This window comes from Pseudomonas sp. ASL8 (genome assembly GCF_056680355.1).
In genome coordinates, this window is sequence record NZ_CM155278.1 from 4445541 (window position 1) to 4464341 (window position 18801).

At 56.8% G+C, this 18801-nt stretch carries 12 protein-coding genes and 1 pseudogene; 8 read left to right on the forward strand and 5 right to left on the reverse strand.

Annotation, left to right across the window (positions count from 1 at the left end):
• Positions 1-130 precede the first annotated feature (130 nt).
• A complete protein-coding gene (locus AC1MEA_RS20345) occupies positions 131-1045 on the reverse strand; it encodes a LysR family transcriptional regulator (RefSeq protein ID WP_449635427.1) in 915 nt (304 codons plus the stop codon).
• Positions 1046-1523: 478 nt separating this feature from the next.
• Here AC1MEA_RS20345 and AC1MEA_RS20350 point away from each other — a divergent pair, with 478 nt between their 5' ends.
• The 5 genes from AC1MEA_RS20350 (at position 1524) to pgm (ending at position 10327) form a co-directional block, all read left to right on the forward strand.
• On the forward strand, positions 1524-2546 hold the full coding sequence (locus AC1MEA_RS20350) for a zinc-dependent alcohol dehydrogenase family protein (RefSeq protein WP_449635426.1): 1023 nt from the start codon (positions 1524-1526) through the stop codon (positions 2544-2546).
• Positions 2547-3133: 587 nt separating this feature from the next.
• On the forward strand, positions 3134-4630 hold the full coding sequence (locus AC1MEA_RS20355) for a hypothetical protein (protein WP_219061707.1): 1497 nt from the start codon (positions 3134-3136) through the stop codon (positions 4628-4630).
• Positions 4631-4735: 105 nt separating this feature from the next.
• Positions 4736-6133: an aminotransferase-like domain-containing protein gene (locus tag AC1MEA_RS20360; protein WP_480417193.1), complete on the forward strand. Its 1398-nt coding sequence runs from the start codon at positions 4736-4738 to the stop codon at positions 6131-6133.
• A gap of 162 nt (positions 6134-6295) precedes the next feature.
• Positions 6296-8536, forward strand: a complete 2241-nt coding sequence (locus AC1MEA_RS20365) for an ATP-dependent DNA helicase (protein WP_480918176.1) — start codon at positions 6296-6298, stop codon at positions 8534-8536.
• Between the two features lie 144 nt (positions 8537-8680).
• On the forward strand, positions 8681-10327 hold the full coding sequence (gene pgm / locus AC1MEA_RS20370) for a phosphoglucomutase (alpha-D-glucose-1,6-bisphosphate-dependent) (protein ID WP_219061709.1): 1647 nt from the start codon (positions 8681-8683) through the stop codon (positions 10325-10327).
• 91 nt (positions 10328-10418) lie between these two features.
• On the opposite strand, the gene AC1MEA_RS20375 is transcribed toward pgm, so the two are convergent.
• Entirely contained in the window at positions 10419-11114 is a 696-nt protein-coding gene (locus tag AC1MEA_RS20375; RefSeq protein ID WP_219061710.1) for a pirin family protein, read from the reverse strand.
• 461 nt (positions 11115-11575) lie between these two features.
• Between AC1MEA_RS20375 and AC1MEA_RS20380 the strand changes: the two genes are divergently transcribed.
• On the forward strand, positions 11576-13897 hold the full coding sequence (locus AC1MEA_RS20380; protein ID WP_480918177.1) for a UvrD-helicase domain-containing protein: 2322 nt from the start codon (positions 11576-11578) through the stop codon (positions 13895-13897).
• Here AC1MEA_RS20380 and AC1MEA_RS20385 read toward each other — a convergent pair.
• Positions 13866-14141, reverse strand: coding sequence for a DUF1652 domain-containing protein (locus tag AC1MEA_RS20385; RefSeq protein WP_219061711.1), 276 nt, complete (start codon positions 14139-14141; stop codon positions 13866-13868). The two genes, AC1MEA_RS20380 and AC1MEA_RS20385, sit on opposite strands and share 32 nt — an antisense overlap.
• Before the next feature lie 613 nt (positions 14142-14754).
• Between AC1MEA_RS20385 and AC1MEA_RS20390 the strand changes: the two are divergent.
• Positions 14755-15231 (forward strand): annotated as a pseudogene (locus AC1MEA_RS20390) (MCP four helix bundle domain-containing protein); the annotation flags it as partial.
• Positions 15232-15276: 45 nt separating this feature from the next.
• Positions 15277-16365, forward strand: coding sequence for a methyl-accepting chemotaxis protein (locus AC1MEA_RS20395; protein WP_480918178.1), 1089 nt, complete (start codon positions 15277-15279; stop codon positions 16363-16365).
• A 70-nt stretch (positions 16366-16435) separates the two neighbouring features.
• Here AC1MEA_RS20395 and AC1MEA_RS20400 read toward each other — a convergent pair whose 3' ends face one another.
• Entirely contained in the window at positions 16436-17425 is a 990-nt protein-coding gene (locus tag AC1MEA_RS20400; RefSeq protein ID WP_480417194.1) for a 2-hydroxyacid dehydrogenase, read from the reverse strand.
• 18 nt (positions 17426-17443) lie between these two features.
• Entirely contained in the window at positions 17444-18739 is a 1296-nt protein-coding gene (locus AC1MEA_RS20405) for an MFS transporter (RefSeq protein ID WP_480918179.1), read from the reverse strand.
• Positions 18740-18801: the final 62 nt, after the last annotated feature.

Below are 18801 nucleotides of genomic sequence, written 5' to 3' on the forward strand. Positions count from 1 at the left end.
CATAGTACGCGAAAACAATAATTCGATGAGCGCGAAAACGCTAACGCTCACTAAAATTTGATAACGATTCAGCTATTCTCGCCGAAAACGATAAGGGCTGGGATTGCCTTGCCGCCCAGAGTCGGCACATTCAAAGACTCTCAGGGTCCCCGAAAAACATCTGAATACGCGAACGCAGCCATCGTTCCCCCGGGTCGTTGTCCTGAGAGCCACGCCATGCCATGTGCAGCTCAAAGCTACGCGTTTCAATCGGTACCTCTTCGGCGCGTACGCCGCCGGCGGCGGCCAGCACATCAGCCGCATAGTCCGGAACGGTCGCCACAATATCGGTACCGGCCAGCAGCGAGGCCAGGCCGTTGAACTGTGGCACGGCCAGCACGACATGACGTTTGCGCCCGATTTTTTCCAGGTACTCGTCGATAAATCCGCTTAAATCACCTGAGAACGAGACAAGTGCATGAGGCCGTGTGCAGAAGTCATCCAGGCTGAGTGGGCCTGGTACCGTGTCGGCGCGCAACAACTTGGCCCGGCTAAGGCGCAGCACTTTTCGTTTGGCATTGGCGGGCAGATCCATGGTGTAGCTGACGCCAATGGAGATTTCGCCGGATGCCAGCATCGCGGGCATGAGGATGTAGTTGACCCGTCGTACCACCAGCACGATCCCTGGAGCCTCGGAGCGCAGACGCTTGAGCAACGAAGGCAGGAGGGCGAATTCCGCGTCGTCGGACAAGCCGATGCGGAATACGGCGGTGCTGGTTGCAGGGTCGAATTCTGACGCACGGCTGACGGCAGTGGAGATCGAGTCGAGCGCGGGGGAGAGCAACGCGAAAATGTCCACCGCGCGGGCGGTGGGTTCCATGCTGCGCCCGGTGCGCACGAACAAAGGATCATCGAACAGGCCGCGCAGACGTGAGAGCGCCGCACTGATCGCGGGTTGGCCCAGAAACAGTTTTTCTGCCGCACGAGTCACGCTTCGCTCATGCATCAATGTTTCGAAGACAATAAGGAGGTTGAGGTCAACGCGACGCAGGTCATTGCGATTCATGAAAGATGATCTCGGGCCGTTTGTCGATGCGAGGGTCCATGCCAGCACCTAGATGTGCGGTCTATCCGCTCAAACACAGCGGCTCGGATAAGGAAACGCGACGTGAATAGTACGAGGAATCAGTAGCGTTCTGCATTGATAAATTCAACGCCGGTCCATTAATCATCAAAATCAATGTGGGTCGCGATAGAAAACGACTGTGAGACGCAAGAAAGCGGAACGCCGGGCATTATCGGGTGGCCCCGCGAAAGCACTTGCCCGGTCGACGTGTACGGGCGGGTTGCAATGTCGCGATTAGGTGCGAACAATGCCCTGCGTAAAAGCTGAATATTTTTCGTTTTTCTGCAGCCAGATTTGCGCCATACCGGCGCAGCAGAATCAATGACATGCATGTCGACTATTAATAGCCACTGATAGTGTTCCCGGTAAAGCCCGGATAAAGTTCATGGAATTAAAGGTTCATAAGGCGAGGTTCGAAATGTCCCGCACGATCCGTTTTCATCAGTTTGGTCCAGCCGAGGTCCTCAAGCTTGAGGAGCATCCTGCTGCGCAGCCGGCACCCGGTGAGGTGCAAGTGCGCGTAGAAGCGATTGGCATCAGCTGGTATGACGTGCTCTGGCGGCAAAATCTGGCGCCATCGCACGCTCGGCTGCCTGCCGGCATGGGTCATGAGATGGCCGGTGTGGTGTCAGCAGTAGGCGAGGGGGTTCATGATCTGGCAGTGGGCGACAAGGTTGCCAGCTTTCCTGCGGTCAGCCCCAATGAGTACCCGGTGTATGGCGAATCGATTGTGTTGCCACGCCTGGCCTTGACCCGTTATCCAGATGTGCTGAGCCCGATTGAAGCAAGCGTTCATTACACCCCACTGCTGATGGCCTATTTTGCTTATGTCGATCTGGCGCATATCAAGCCAGGGCAGACCGCTCTGGTGACCGATGCCAGTCACTGTGCCGGTCCGGCATTTGTGCAATTGGGCAAAGCCTTGGGTGTGAAGGTCATTGCGGCGACCAAATCTGCTGAACAGCGCGATTACCTGCTTTCGTTGGGCGCGGACAAAGTCATCGTCACTGAGGAGCAGGACCTGTTGATGTCCGTCAACAAATACACTGACAACCGGGGTGCCGATGTGGTGCTCGATGGTTTAGGGGGGCCGCAGATGTCGATCCTCGGCGATGTTTTGGCTCCGCGTGGCAGCTTGGTGCTTTACGGTTTACAGGGCGGGAATCAGACGCCATTCCCGGCGTGTGCAGCGTTCCAGAAGAACATTCAGTTCTTTGTACATTGCCTGGGCAACTTCACCGGCAAGCCGGAGCTGGGCATCACTCAGGACGAAGCCGCAGTGCAACGTGCATTGCGTGACATCAACCAGCTCACGGCGGATCGGGTCCTGGTGCCGCAGCTTACGCGGGTATTTCCCTTTGCCGAGGTTGTTCAGGCTCACCGCTACATGGACGGTTGTCCCATCGGCGGTCGTGCCGTGCTGCAGATCGAACAGGTTTAAATACAGACGCTCATCGGCGCCACTGTGCGGGCGCCGCCGGAGAGTGACTGCTCTTAAGCGCTCGAACGAGTCACTGGATAAAAATTGAAGTCTTCCCGTTATTCAGGAGGGCTTTTTTGTGGTGCCTGCTGCACGCCCGGCAACGATGTAACTTCTTGTATCACTGCGTCGCACGTTTAATACACTACAGTCCTTCGTTTAAAATCTATACGCCACGCTTAGCGTTGTTTAAATAGTCTGCGCCAATCCTGCACTGTCCATCCGGTATAACGTTCACTCACACTCAGTGGGCTCGGTAATTGTCGGTGCACAGCCGAAGTATTAAACGCGCGCGTTTGTTATTTAGTCGCGTTTGTCAGTCGCCGAACTGCGCTGCTTTTTGCTACGCATCTGTACCTTGCAAACACGTCGAAGACATTGATAATACGTCGGTAATTATTGCTCAGGGAATGAGTCATGGTCGAACAACAATATTTTTCCAGCTCTTCATCGAATCAACGGTCTCAGGCCGACAGCTTGGCGGGCTTGCTTGTCAGGCGCCTTACGGGGACTGCTGATGTGGTTATTCGCTTGCCAGGTGCCGCGCTATGAGTTCTATCCATGAGCAGGCAATGAATTATGTTTACCAACAAGTACTGCAGCGCTTACTCAGTTACTTCACCCGCGCCGAGCGAACAGCGCTGCAGTTACTGATCCAGCGTTTGATCGTGGCGGCGGGGGGCATTGAACGCATCGGAAGCTTCAAAGTAATGATCGCGTTTGGCGGCGGTAAAGACAGTGCCTATACCGTTGCCTTTATGCGGGCCGCGCAATTGAGTATCGCAGGCCGGTCGCCGGCCACCTTCAACTTGCGAATCGCCACGCTGCGCCACGCAGGTATAACGTCGGCCGTGATGGGTAATATCCATCGCAGTTATTCGGCGTTGTTCCTCTATGACGACCCGCGCGTAGAAGTATTGATGGTCGATCAACAACAGATTCGACCCTTTCGAGTGGACTTGCCGTTTTCCACGGCGGGGCGTGAGTGCAACCGCTCGGACATGTTATTGACGGGGCATATGACGGCGGGTGACGCTCGTGCGACGTTCTGCAATAGCTGTTACTTGGGGCTGGGCGATTTTTTTGCGCGTGCCGCGTGCTGGGGGACCGGGATCGATGCGTTGGTCAGCGGCGACTCACGCAAAGAGCAAAAGCAATACGCCGCATGGGTCATGCGCCTTGCCGAAGGCTTGGAGGTCCCTGCCTCGGACTGGAGGAATCAGAGCTTCAATGGCGTGCTCAAGACGCTGAATAGCGTCGGTCATGCTTACTATCGCGAGCTGTATGAAGAAGGCGCCGAGCCTGCGGGTCGCCTCGTTGCATACCCCAATAAATCCGTTGTCCCTGCGTTCATTACTATTTTCGATCTGGTCAGCTGCAAAGCGGATGATCATTGGCCTTTGCTGACCGATTTCCTAGGATTCCAGTTCGATGACCTTGCGTTCAGCTTCAGCGAATCCGATTGCGCCAATCCGATGTTGATGGCGCACATGCGTGGCTTGCAGGCTCACTATGTACGCGGTCGCCGCTACCAGGACGGGATTGCCGAATACCTGGAGGTTGCAAAGGGGTTGATGCGCAAGAAGCAAATGCCCGAGCGCTTGATTGAGCAGGCCATGACGGCCTATGACGGCAATCAAAACATTGAGGGACGCCGCGCACTTGCATCGGCGTACGCACAGGAGGCATTCGGCCTGAATGACGCGCAGCTGGTGTGCCTGTTGTTCGCCCCGTTCGTGGATTCAGGCCGCGCCCTGGAAGCATTCCTGCGCCGTTGTCATCCCGGAATGCTGGTCGCGTTGCCTGACCTGCACAAAGCGTTAATGGGGCTGCAAGTCCCGGAGCAAGTCCTGCAATGGCTGATCGATATCAGTGGGTTGAGCAAAGTGGGATTGCAAAACCTTTACCGTAAAAAAAGGGTGGATTTCGGCGATCAAACATCGTTGATCGCCAGGGTCCGCGCCAGTGACCCCGATAAGCGCAGCATCGTGACGGTCGACCCGAAGACGGGTGAGGCCATGGCCGAAATAGTGTCCGGGCGCTAAGCGTGATCCTCATGCCCGCAGCGACTCCCGGAAATTGACCGGCAGTTGCTGCGGGCCCGCGCATGTTCTCTGGGGCGGCGGTTACGCATAGACGGGTTACAGCTTATGAAAGACAGCACGTCCAACTTTGCTTATCAGGCAGTGTATTGCTACCTCAACCAGCTGATTGGTGAGGTAAATAGCGGGTCCACGACCAAATTACCGTCATTGCGCGACCTGGCCAGGCGTTTGAAGGTGTCCATATCGACCGTTCAGTACGCCTATTGCCTGCTGGAAAAGGAGGGCCGGATCCGTTCCGTACCTAAATCTGGCTATTTCACGTTGCCCTGCCTGATGCCATGTCCCAATGGACAACATGACGAAGACCTCCTGGAAAAGCTTTACGCCAATGCTCGTCGTCCGGGCATGTTCGTGCTTGGCAATGCTGAGCCGACGATGCTGTCATCGCTCGAAAATCCGTTGCTGATGCTCGAACGCGAACTGATTCGTCATTACCCGCGTCAGCTCAACCTGCAGTTCCAGCCCTTTGGGGTACTGGAGTTACGCACGGCGTTGGCCGCACGTTACACCTCCTGTGCGCAGCATTGCTGGCATCCAGATAATGTCTATGTCGGGGCGGATTTGCGTGGGGTGCTGAAAATAGTCCTTGATGCACTGGGGCTTCGGGGCGGTACGGTGCTGGTGGAGTCGCCTTGCTCCTGGACGATCTTGCGCTTGCTGCAATCGTTCGATATCCGCGTGATCGAGATGCCGCTGGATAATGACGGTTGCGTGGATCTGCCTTGGTTCGACCAAACAATGCTTCAGGAGGACATTGGCCTGGCAGTCCTGCCGTCTGTGGTGAGTTCGACACAAGGCAGCTTGATGCAATTGGAAAACCGTCAACAGCTCGCCCGTCGACTGAACCTGAGTGGCGTTTGGGTTCTGGAGAATGACAGCCTCGGCGAACTCTGCTTCGAGCCGCCGGCGGGCCGATTGCGTGACTGGATCAACCCCGAGCGGTTGTTAGTCTTTTCCGCTTTCGACAAGATCATCGGACCTGAAGCACCTTATGGGTATTTGCTGTGCAAGCATTTCAGTGCTGAGTTGCAGCGGCATTTTCTGGTGCGCTCCTTCTGCCTGCCTCCCATTCGCCAAAAAGCCATCGCGCGGCTTTACAGCTCTGGGCGCATCGATCAACACATCACCGGACTGCGGCGCCTGTTGGAGGACCGCATGCTGACCCTGACCAGCCTGCTGCACGAGCGTGCAGGGGCCAGTCTGCGTTTCAACCTGCCCGGAGGCGGCGCCGCCATTTGGGCCGAGTGCGTTCGGCCGGTGGACATGCGCCGAGTGTTTGACCGTCTGCTCAAGCGGCGGATTTTTATCGCGCCCGGCGAAATATTCAGCCTGCAAGGCCTGCATCAGCAAAACCTGCGGATCAGCTTTGCCTTCGATTGGAATCAGGACATTGGCACGGCGCTCAACACACTGGACGACCTGTTGCGTCAGGAGAGGCTGTAATCCTTTAGCCGTCGGGCGGGCCACTGATCCAATTGTGTTTGCCAGCGCCGGGCGATAGCTGGTATCTGTACGCCCATCCAGTACCGGTGCTAAAACGGCTTTGTCTCTCCAGTGACCCTCGATCCTCTCCATGACGCCAACGTTGATGACTCCAGCTATGGGGTGGCCGTGCGTGCCTTGTGCGAATTCACGGCGAAGGTGGGCGACCTAGATTTGCGCTTCACCCCGACGCCTACGGCACTGGAAGGCATGGCCGGTCACCGCACAGTGGTTGCCCGTCGCGGCGAGGCCTATCAAGCTGAAGTGGCACTCAGTGGTGATTATCTACAGTTGAAGGTCCGGGGCAGGGCGGACGGTTACGATCCGGTACTCAACCAACTTGAAGAAGTAAAGACCTACCGAGGCGACTTGAGCGCCATGCCGGCGAACCACCGGCAATTGCACTGGGCGCAAGCAAAAATCTATGGCTGGCTGCTTTGCCAGCAGATGAAGCTGGACGACGTCACGCTGGCGTTGGTCTATTTCAATATCGTCAGCGAGCAGGAAACGGTGTTTCGCGAACGCTATACGGCGAACGCGCTTCATGTTTTTTTCAACGAGCAATGTGCGATTTTTCTGCGCTGGGCCCAGCAGGAACTGGCTCACACCCATGCCCGCAACCAGGCCTTGGGCGCACTGGCGTTCCCTCACCCGAGTTTTCGCACGGGTCAGCGAGCGCTGGCCGAGTCGGTCTATAAAGCGGTCAGCACCGGCTGTTGCCTGATGGCTCAGGCACCCACGGGTATCGGCAAAACGGTGGGCACACTGTTTCCGATGCTCAAGGCGGTCCCTGCGCAAAAACTCGACAAAGTGTTCTTCCTCACAGCCAAGACCCCAGGGCGAAAGCTGGCACTGGACGCCTTGAGCGTCATTCGTCACAGCGCACCGGATCTGACCCTGCGCGTGCTTGAAATGGTGGCCCGGGAAAAAGCCTGCGAATACCCTGACAAAGCGTGCAACGGCGACTCCTGTCCTCTGGCCAAGGGCTTCTATGATCGTTTACCGGCAGCACGCAGCGCCGCAATGGACAATCCATGGCTCGATCAAGCCGGCGTGCGTGAAGTCGCCCGTCAGCATCAGGTTTGCCCGTATTACTTGAGCCAGGAACTGGCGCGCTGGGCCGACGTAGTGATCGCTGATTACAATTGTTACTTCGATCTCAGCGCCCTGCTGTTCGGCCTCAGTCAGTTCAACCAGTGGCGCGTGGCCGTGCTGGTGGACGAAGCGCACAACATGGTCGAGCGCACGCGGCAGATGTACAGCGCCAGTCTTGATCAGCACAGCATGAACACTGTGCGCAACGGTGCACCTGAGCCGCTGAAGAAGTCCCTGCAACGGCTCAACCGTGAATGGAATGCGTTGCACAAGGATCAGGTGCTCGATTATCAAGCCTATCCCGTGACACCTGCGCGGTTTTTGCAAAGCTTGAATCTGTGCGTGACTGCGATGGGTGATTACTTCAACGAGCATCCTCGTGCCGTCGATGGCGCCTTGCAGAGCTTCTACTTTGAAGCGATCCAGTTCGCGCGGATCGCCGAGTTGTTTGATGAGCATTTTGTGTTCGATATCAACAAGCGCGAACAGGGCGGAAAGCGCAGCCTGTCGCGGCTGAGCCTGCGCAACGTGGTGCCAGCCGGCTTCGTCCGCCCGCGTCTGACGGCGGCGCGCAGCACGGTACTGTTTTCCGCGACCCTGAATCCCCGCCGTTATTACGCGGACCTGCTCGGTCTGCCTGGCAATACTGCGTGGGTCGATGTTGAGTCGCCGTTCTCCCGGGAACAGCTGGATGTGCGCATCATCAGTCAGATATCTACCCGATTCACCCATCGACAGGCATCACTGGCCCCCATCGTCGAATTGATGGCCGAGCAATTTCAGGCTCAACCCGGCAATTACCTGGCCTTCTTCAGCAGTTTCGACTACCTGCAACAGGTCGCTGATCTGCTGCACCTGCTTCATCCACAGGTTCCGTTGTGGCAGCAATCACGCGGCATGGCTGAAAGCGAGCGGCAGGCGTTTCTCGATCAGTTCACCTTGAGCAGTCAGGGCATCGGATTTGCGGTGCTGGGCGGGGCGTTTGGCGAAGGCATAGACTTGCCGGGCGCTCGATTGATCGGTGCGTTTATCGCCACCCTGGGCCTGGCGCAATTGAATCCGGTGAATGAACAGCTAAAGCAACGAATGGCCGCGCTGTTCGGCGCCGGATACGACTACACCTATCTATATCCCGGCGTACAAAAAGTCGTACAGGCTGCGGGCCGGGTCATTCGTGGTCAGGATGATCGTGGGGTGGTGATGCTGATCGACGACCGTTTCGCCGAGCGCAAGGTGCAAAATTTGCTACCCGCCTGGTGGCAGCTGTAAAACGTTCAAGGCCTTACGGATAGATAGCTTAGCGTCGCGGTCAAACTGCCAGTAAACTGCCGCCTCATGGCTCCCCTGCATCTGTCGGGGTGTTGTACGCAGAACCTGTTCTTTTTTGTCTTCTTCCATCCATGGAGGTTTCGTATGAGTCTCAGTCCATTTGCGGGCAAACCAGCGCCAGCAGAACTCTTGGTCGATCTTCCGCGACTGGTGACGGCCTATTACACCGGCCAACCCGACGCATCGGTTTCCACCCAGCGCGTTTCGTTTGGCACGTCGGGTCACCGTGGCAGTTCTTTTGAGCTGAGCTTCAACGAATGGCATGTTCTGGCCATCAGTCAGGCTATCTGCCTGTACCGTCAGGCCAACGGCATTGACGGTCCGTTGTTCCTCGGCGCAGATACCCACGCCTTGTCGACACCGGCCAGTGTCACCGCGCTGGAAGTGCTGGCGGCTAACGGCGTGCAGGTCATGATCGCCGAAAATGACGAATACACACCGACCCCGGCGATTTCCCACGCCATTATTTGCTACAACCGTGGCCGTACTTCAGGGCTGGCTGACGGTATCGTTATCACCCCGTCGCACAACCCGCCGGAAAGTGGTGGCTTTAAATACAACCCGCCCAATGGTGGTCCGGCAGATACCCACATCACCAAATGGATCGAGGCAAAAGCCAACGAACTGTTGGCCGAGAAGGTGCTGGGCGTCACTCGCATGACCTATGAAAAGGCCTTGCGTGCAAACACCACCCACCGCCATGACTACCTCAACACGTATGTCGCTGACCTGAAAAACGTCATCGACATGGATGCTATTCGCGGCGCCAACCTACGTCTGGGCGTTGACCCGCTGGGCGGAGCCGGGGTGCATTACTGGTCGGCGATCGGCGAGCATTACGGCCTGAACCTGGAAGTGGTCAATCAGCACGTCGACCCAACGTTCCGCTTCATGTGCGTGGATTGGGACGGTCGCATTCGTATGGACCCGTCCTCCAACTTCGCCATGCAGGGGCTGATAGGCCTTAAAAATCGCTTTCAAGTCGCATTCGCTTGCGACCCGGATCACGACCGTCACGGCATCGTCACCCCAACGGGTGGACTGCTGGCACCGAACAATTATCTGGCGGTGTCCATCGACTACCTGTTCCAGAACCGTCCCCATTGGCGTGCCGATGCTGCCATTGGTAAAACCGTGGTCAGCAGCGGCATGATTGACCGCGTGGCCAAACGTCTGGGTCGACGCCTGTATGAAGTGCCGGTGGGCTTCAAATGGTTCGCCGATGGCCTGTTCGATGGTTCCCTGGGTTTTGGGGGGGAAGAAAGTGCTGGCGCCTCGTTCCTGCGTCGAGACGGCAGCGTCTGGACCACCGACAAGGACGGCCTGATCCCGTCATTGCTCGCTGCTGAGATCACTGCCCGTAAAGGCCGTGACCCTAGCGAAATCTATCAGGCCCTGACTCAGGAATTGGGCGAACCGTTCTCCACTCGCGTGGAAGCCAAGGCTAACCCTGAGCAAAAAGCGCTGCTGGGCAAGTTGTCGCCCGATCAGGTGAAGTCCACTGAATTGGCCGGTGAAACGATCCAGAGCATTCTCAGCCATGCACCGGGCAACGATCAGGCCATTGGCGGCTTGAAGGTCATGACCGAGAACGGCTGGTTCGCAGCACGTCCTTCGGGCACTGAAGACATTTACAAGATCTACGCTGAGAGCTTTATCGGTGAAGACCACCTCAAACGTCTGGTGGCAGAAGCGCAGGTGTTGGTAGACGCGGCCATCGCACCGCGCTGATTGGCGAGCAGGACGAAAAAGGGACGGCAAATGCCGTCCCTTTTTCTTTTTCGCGGTTTCTACAGCGGCATGTCTGCTGCGTGAAGCGGAATCAGGCCACATCCACCAGAATAACTTCACTGTCCTCAATGGCCGTAACACGCAGCACGTGCTCATCCTCTACCGCAACGCCATCACGCGCGGCTGCACGCAAACCGTTGACCTCAATGATCCCGGTCGCCGGAACCAGATAGGCTCGGCGACCCGCGTCCAGTCGGTACTCAGCGGTTTCACCGGCCTTCAGGTTGGCGGCTACCAAACGTGCGTTGGCACGAATACGCAGGCTTTGGTCATCGCCATCCTTACCGCTGGCCAGGGTGACGAAACCTTCACGCTGACCTTTAGGGAACGGTTTGGCACCCCAGGAAGGCGCTGAGCCGGTCTCATCCGGCACAATCCATATCTGGAAGATCTTGGTCGCAGTCGATTCCATGTTGTATTCGCTGTGGGCGATACCGGTTCCGGCGCTCATGACCTGGACATCGCCAGCCTCCGTGCGGCCCTTGTTGCCCAGATTGTCTTCGTGGGTGATCGCACCTTCACGGACGTATGTGACGATTTCCATGTCGCGGTGCGGGTGTTTCGGGAAGCCGGTCTGTGGGGCGATGACATCATCGTTCCATACCCGCAGTTGGCCCCAGTTCATGCGCTTAGGGTCGTAATACTCAGCGAAAGAGAAGTGATGATGAGCGTTCAGCCAGCCATGGTTTGCGCCGCCCAACGTGTTAAAGGGTCTTAATTCGAGCATGATTGTGGCCTCCAAAGCAGAGCCGGTCTGTTCGCACCAGTACTGCTGAACGATAAATCAATGGGTGATGGCGAACATCATCTATCAATTATTCATCGAAAATAAGCGGAAAAATCGCGCTAAAACAATCTACTTATTCGATTTGTCGGGTCGACGTATCATTGATCTCTCTTTCGACTGTACCTGCAGTTGATCGGCTAACGCGCTGATGGCAAAGCATTTCGCTAGAACTCGCCGACGATTCCAGCCACCATAGACGCTTCTTCGCTCACAAGCTGACATCTGGAGCCTGCGTGCCGCATCAACTGCCTGCCGATCTGTCCCCGCCTGAACAATTGCCCTTTTTCAAACGCCTGCTGGCACGACTCGTTGGCCATAGCCTGACGGGCTTGCGCTCGCAGCATGTGCCGTCCTGGTTACAAGGGCATGCCGATGGCTACCTCAACGGCCACGCTGAAGGCATGAACGAAGGTTACGCAGAAGGTCGGCTCGACGCGGCAGAGGACAGCCAGCAAGTGTTGCTGATCCGCGATACCCGGCCCACCGAACACCGTGGCCCGCGCATCGACGACCACCTGTTCGATGACTGGCGCCTGGCGCTCACTGCAGACCTTAAAAAGCGCATCAAAGCCGATGTCGCGCTAAAGCTGCCCAGCCATGCCCAGCCCAGTGCCGCACAATGGAAGATGATTTTCAGCGACACACCGTCTACCTACGTCATTGCCGGGGCCGGCGCGGGTAAGTCCACATCGTTGGTGCTGCGTATTCTGCTATTGAGCCATTACCTCGGGTTTGAACTCAGTTCCATGACCGTGGTGACGTTCACGCGCGAGTCGCGCAAGGACTTCATCAATAAGCTCATCCAGATCATGGCGCTGTGGGGCCACAGTCTGAGCCTCAAGGAAGGTCGCGATCTGGTGCGCACCTTTCATTCGCGGATCCTCCCATGGGTACGCAGCCTGCCGGGCTTTAGCCAGTTACGCGCCTTCGAGAATCTCAGCAATCAGGCGGCACTCAGTGGGGAAGAGGGCGCCGACAGCAACCCGTTCGATTTGCGGATCAACGACGCGCAACGTCAGCAACTGAATCTCTGCTATCGGGATCTGTACGCAAGCAACGAGCGGTTTCGCGAGGTCATGGCCCCCTTGTATCGCCATGCGTTGCAGCTCAAGGAGCTGGACCGCGATCATCCGGACGTACAGAAACGTGTCACGGTGACCGAGTTGTCGGCCAAGCGTGATGAGGAGCTGTGCGACACCCTTGAGGACCTGTGGTTTCGTGCCAAAGCGTGGCCTCTAAAAGGCATTGAGCCTATGCGGCAAACCGTTGAAATCAATGGTTTTGCCTTTCATTTTCATGGCTACATTGCCGAGTTGGATGCTTGGGTGGTGCTGGGTTTCGATCCCTCTGAAAACCAGCAGATGAAGCGTTCAACCGCCAAGTTACCGATCTGGGCCGAGTGGGTAATAAAGCGCACCCTGTTTCAAGCTTTCTGCCGCAAGCCTGTGATTTGGCTAGAAAACTATGATGCCGCCAAACGGGTTTTGCAGTCGCTGGCAGGGTCAGCCGTCGCGGGTCCGGGCTTCGATTACAAGGTGAAGGGCGAGCTGAGCGCCGCGCCCGTGCTGGATGCGTTTGTCACGGCTGCCAGCTTCATCGAGAACCTGGGGCTGGACGTTCCTGCTGCTGTGGCTCAGATGAGCTTCGCGGAAAATGACCCGGATCGGTTTTTCTTCGAAGCCCTGAGTTTGTTCTGGAAGGCGTTCGAAGCGCATCTACTCACCCAGACTCCGCCGGTGATGACGTACAACAGAATGTTTGCACTGTTTGGGGAGACTTCGCCCGAGAACTTGAAACGGGTCAGTGATGAGCTGCTAAGGCCACTGTCGCACCTTATGATCGATGAATTTCAGGACGTTTCTCCGCAAATTGTTTCCTGGATTCGCGCCAGCCTGCGGGAGATTCGCAGCCGCGGTCCCTCAATGCATATTGGCCGTGCCGCGCAACGCTCTTCCTTGTTGTGTGTCGGTGATGATTGGCAGTCCATCTATGGGTGGCGTGGCAGTTCACCGAAATACTTTATGGAGTTCGCCAAAGAGTTCTCATCGCCAGCCACCACCAAGGTGCTGCTCAGTGACAACTTCCGCAGCCATCAGCACATTATCGATGCGGCCGAGCATATCGTCCGCGCCGCGCCGTCGATTGCTGGCAAGAAGGCCAAAGCAGCCGGCCCTATTCAAGAACTGCTGCCGGTGACCGTGCGGGATCGCGACGACGATGAACTGACCGAGCGTTTGATTCAGCACTACAACGATGGCGATTCGATCCTGCTGCTGTACCGCAAGAGCAGTGAAAAAGCCCGGTTTTCTGCACAGTTACAGGCGCTGATTAATGATGATTCTGGATTGCCACCCGAATCGAGACGCTTCAAGCAACTGACCTATCACAGCTCAAAGGGCCTGCAAGCCGACGCGGTGTTTCTGCTCGGGGATTGCCAACATTTAACCCTGTCGCCCTACAAAAATCAGGTGTATCGAATGGCTGGGTTAGGTAAGGACGGCGATGCGGACCCGTTCGACACCGCACAAAAAGACGAAGTCCTGCGCCTGGCGTATGTCGCCATTACCCGGGCGGTGCGTCATTGCTACTGGTACATCGACAACAGTGGCAGCGAAAACGCGGCGGTCCCCAAAGCTTCCGACAGGATCGCGGGAGACAAGCCGTTTTTCGACGATAGACGCGGGCAGGGTGTTACAAAAAGCCCGACACTTGCGGTGGAATGAACGACTCGAGCTCAGCCTCGATGGCCTCGATGATTCGCTCGACGTCTGTCGCATTCATCACCGTCGAGCAGGGGATACCGGCGATAGCAATCACCGTTTCACCACTGGCACGATCAAACAGACGGGCGATCATACTGCTGGGCGCGTCCATACTGGCCTCAAAACCCACCGGATGAAAATGCCAGCGCATCAGCTGGCACGCGTTGGGGAACGTGACTTGATTCATGCGGCCCACCTTATTCAATCGAGCACTTCCATTAGCTCCAATGCGCAGGGGACGGGTCAGTTGCATTGACCCTTCGAGAAATAAAAGTAGCACCCCATGGCTATCAGCAGGAACGATTTTCTGCTCACCTGACAAATCGTTTACCTTTCCGTGATGCAGGTCACGTCTCTTATTGTGTGATTTACTCCCGATATAGCCGTGTTTTGAAACGCACCCAGAAGGTGGCATTTAGCTATATTTTTTTGCTGAAGGCTCTAGCGAGTGGTTGGCAGAGCGTTAGCAAGTTAAGGCGTGGACGCGAGAGATATTTTCCTAACTCACTTCTTTCAAGAGCCCATTAAGCCGATCAATTATTAATGACAAAGCGCTTAAGTTTATGCACTTTAAATAGCAAGCTAAGTGTTGCTCGTTGGATCCAATAAGTGCGCACATCGTGATGCCATAAATATATTTTGCTTCAGGGCGAATAAAAACTAAAGTCTGGCCGATATATAGGTTGAGTGTGCTGGCCTGGTAATAATGGGTCACACTCCCGCTTTGAACGGAACTGTGCACTTTCGTTCAAAACACCCGATGGCATGGATGCTTTTAGTCATACTTTTACGAGAGGCACTCCATGTCGCTACGAAACATGAATATCGCGCCACGCGCTTTTCTTGGCTTCGCGTTTATCGCCTTGTTGGTGATTGCACTGGGCTTTTTCGCACTAAATCGGATGAGCGTGATTCGGCAGGCCACTGTCGACATGGAAACCAACATGCTCCCCAGCATAGGGTTTCTGGGGGAGACGGCCGAATGCGTTCTGCGCCTGCGTATCACGTCTTTCCGGATTCTGGTCAACCGCGAACCTGCGCTGTTGCAGGAAACCGAAGTCCGAATTCGTGATCTGGTCAGCAAGTTGCAGGTCGCCAAGGCCAGCTACGCTGCGTTGCCCGCCGAAGCTGAAGAGCGTGCGGTATATAAAGAATTTGATGCCACCCTCGATAAATACTTGAGCGCGCAAGGCGACGCGCTGGAGCTGTCGCGACAAAACAAGGTCGACGACATGCGTAACGTGATCAACTCCCGTATGAAAGACGCCTCTGACTTGATGGGTGAACAAATCAGAAAGTTGGTAGACATCAATAAAAATGCCGCCAAGGAATCCTCCAGCATTGCCGCTCAACAATACGACGGGGCTAAAGTCGCCATCCTGGGTGTCGCGGCATTTGCCGCTCTACTGACTGTGTTACTCGCCTTGTTGTTGACACGCAGCATTGTCAACCCTCTGACGAGAGCCGTCCGCGCCGCAGAAGATATTGCGGGTGGCAACCTGACTAAACACATTGAAGTCGACGGCAAAGACGAACCGGCGCGCCTGCTCGAAGCACTGGTGCGCATGCAGCAGAACCTGCGCAAGACGATCGAACAGATTTCCGGTTCGGCCACACAACTTGCGTCTGCCGCCGAAGAGCTGAGCGCGGTCACCGAAGAAGCGTCTCGTGGCGTGCAACAACAGAACAATGAAATCGAACAGGCGGCGACTGCGGTTAACGAAATGACCGCTGCCGTGGAAGAAGTCGCACGTAACGCAGTCTCCACCTCCCAAGCGTCGCAACAGTCCACCCAAGCCGCGCGTGAAGGGCGTGATCGGGTGGTCGAGACTGTTTCAGCGATTCAGGCCATGACTCAGGATGTGCAGACCACGTCGAATCTGGTCGAAGGCCTGGCGGAACAAGGGCGTGATATCGGCAAAGTGCTGGACGTTATTCGTTCCATCGCCGAACAGACCAACTTGCTGGCCTTGAACGCGGCCATCGAAGCGGCACGTGCCGGCGAGGCGGGCAGGGGCTTTGCTGTGGTTGCCGATGAAGTACGCGCGCTGGCTCATCGCACCGCGCAGTCGACCCGCGAGATCGAACAAATGGTCGCGGGCATTCAAAACGGCACAGGTGAAGCTGTGCAGTCGATGCAACTGAGCACCGACCGCACGCAAACCACCCTGGAACTCGCCCGCTCAGCCGGTGTGGCCCTGGAGCAGATCACCGTAGCCATCTCGCAAATCAACGAGCGTAACCTGGTCATTGCCAGCGCCTCTGAAGAGCAAGCCCAGGTGTCCCGCGAAGTGGATCGTAATCTGGTCAATATCCGCGACCTGGCGACCCAGTCCGCTGCTGGCGCCAATCAGACCAGCGTTGCCAGCCATGAGCTATCACGCCTGGCCATCGACCTCAACGGCATGGTGGCGCGGTTTGTGATTTAAGAGCCCGGGGGTGTCAGGCTCTTTCGCAGAGCCTGAGTGTGCGAACTTATTGGCGAATGGGCCAACGCGGTCAACCTGACACCCGCACTCCCCACGCCTTGGGATTCACCAGATTCAGCGGTCGCTCTCCCGCCAAGGCGCTAAGTAGATTGTCTACCGCGCATTGCGCCATGGCTTCACGGGTTTCGTGGGTCGCCGAGCCTATGTGGGGCGTGGCGACTACGTTGTTCAGTTGCAGCAACGGCGAGTCATGGGGCAGCGGCTCGCGTTCAAACACGTCAAGGCCCGCAGCTCGAATCTGGCCCTGTTGCAAGGCGGCAATCAGGGCCGGCTCATCGACCACCTTGCCTCGCGAAATGTTGATGAAGATGCTCTGCGGACGCATCAACGCGAACTGCCTGGCACCGATCAAACCCTGGGTTTCAGCCGTCAACGGTAGCGTCAGGCAGATGAAGTCAGCTTCCTGCAACAGCGCCTCCAGACTTCGATAACCTGCATTGAAGCGCGCTTCCACGGCGGGCTTGGGTGAGTGGCTGTGATACAGCACGGGCATGCCAAAACCAAAATGCCCGCGTTGCGCCAGTGCTTCACCAATCCGGCCCATGCCGATAATACCCAAGGTTTTGCCATGCACATCGTTGCCAAAATGCTGGGGGCCGATATTGCTCTTCCACTGCCCGGCATGAACCATATTGGCCAACTCGACCATCCGCCGTGCAGTGGCAAGGATCAGTGCAAAACCGGTGTCGGCCGTGGTTTCGGTCAATACGTCGGGGGTGTTGCTCAAGAGAATGCCGCGCCGGTCAAAGTAGTCCAGGTCATAGTTGTCGACGCCAACCGAGACGCTCGACACCGCCTCAAGGTGCGGCGCCAGATCCAGCAATGGCGCACCCAGTTTGAGACTGGCCCCGAGCAAACCATGGGCGTGGGGCAGGGCTGCACGCAGTCGCGCCAGACCATCGCGGTTCGGTTCGTCGATCAACGTGACATCTGCATGCTGTTGCAAGCGGCTCATCAACGTAGGCGACAGTTTTTTATACAGAACGACGTGTTTTTTCATCGTATTCACCTTGGGTGATCAGTGGTGCACCGCGACTCTGCGCCGTGGGCGTTGAGTGCGCGCTGGCGTTGAATCGGTGCGTGGGTTGAGAAAGAGCGTCAGCACCACCGACACCAACAGCGCACCGCTCATCAGCAGATAAGACGCGCCGGGATTGCCCGTAGCGCTATTGAGGTAGCCGACCAGATACGACCCGGCAAAAGATCCCAGCGCCCCCATGCTATTGATCAACGCCATGGCACCGCCGGCTACGTTGGACGGCAGGATCTCCGGAACTATCGCGAAAAACGGCCCATAAGGTGCGTACATGCAGGCCCCAGCCAGCACAAGCAGGGAGTAGGACCACCAGAAATGCTCGCTGCCCAACACATAGGAACCGTAGAACGCCAGGGCGGCGACCAGCAGGGGCGGCCAGACAAAGCGTTTGCGTCGCTGGATTCGGTCAGACCCCCAGGACACTGCCAGCATGGCGATCACGGCGGCCAGATAGGGCAGCGCCGACAGCCAACCGGCTTCGACCATGTCCAGATGGGCACCCTGTTTAAGGATCGATGGCAGCCACAGGACAAAACCGTAGACACCGATGCTCCAGCAGAAGAACTGCAGCGCCAGGATGATCACCTTGGGTGAACGGAAGGCTTCGGCGTAGTTCTTCACCGGTTTGATCCCGACCTGCTCGGCATCCAGTGTCCTTTGCAGACTGATTTTGTCTTCTTCGCTCATCCAGGAGGCCTGTGCCGGTTTTTCATCGGCCAGACGCCACCAGATAAACGCCCAGATGATTGCGGGCAGGCCTTCGATGATGAACATCCAGCGCCAGCTGAAGTGCGACACCAGATAGCCCGACACCACCGACATCCAGAGCATGGTCACCGGGTTGCCGAGGATCAGGAAGGTATTGGCCCTGGAGCGTTCGGCACGGGTAAACCAATGACACAGATAGACCAGCATCGCCGGCATGACCGCCGCTTCGACCACACCCAACATGAAGCGGATGCCGATCAGCATGTAGGCGTTGGAGACTATCCCGGTCAGCGTCGCCAGCCCGCCCCACAGGATCAGGCTGACGAAAATCAGTTTTTTGACACTGTTCTTTTGCGCATAGATCGCGCCCGGCACCTGAAAGAAGAAGTAACCGAGGAAAAACAGCGCGCCCAGCAAGGAAGAGAGGCCCGGTGTGATGTGCAAGTCCTCAGCCATCCCCGCCGCGGCGGCGAACCCGTAATTGGCGCGGTCCAGATAGGCCAGGCTGTAGGTGATGAAAACGATGGGCATGATGTACAACCAGCGACGGTTGATGAGCCGCTTTGTCATGTCGAGTGCCTTTTCCATATCGATGCTCCTGATCTTGTTGTTTTTGTCGCAGCAGGTAACGG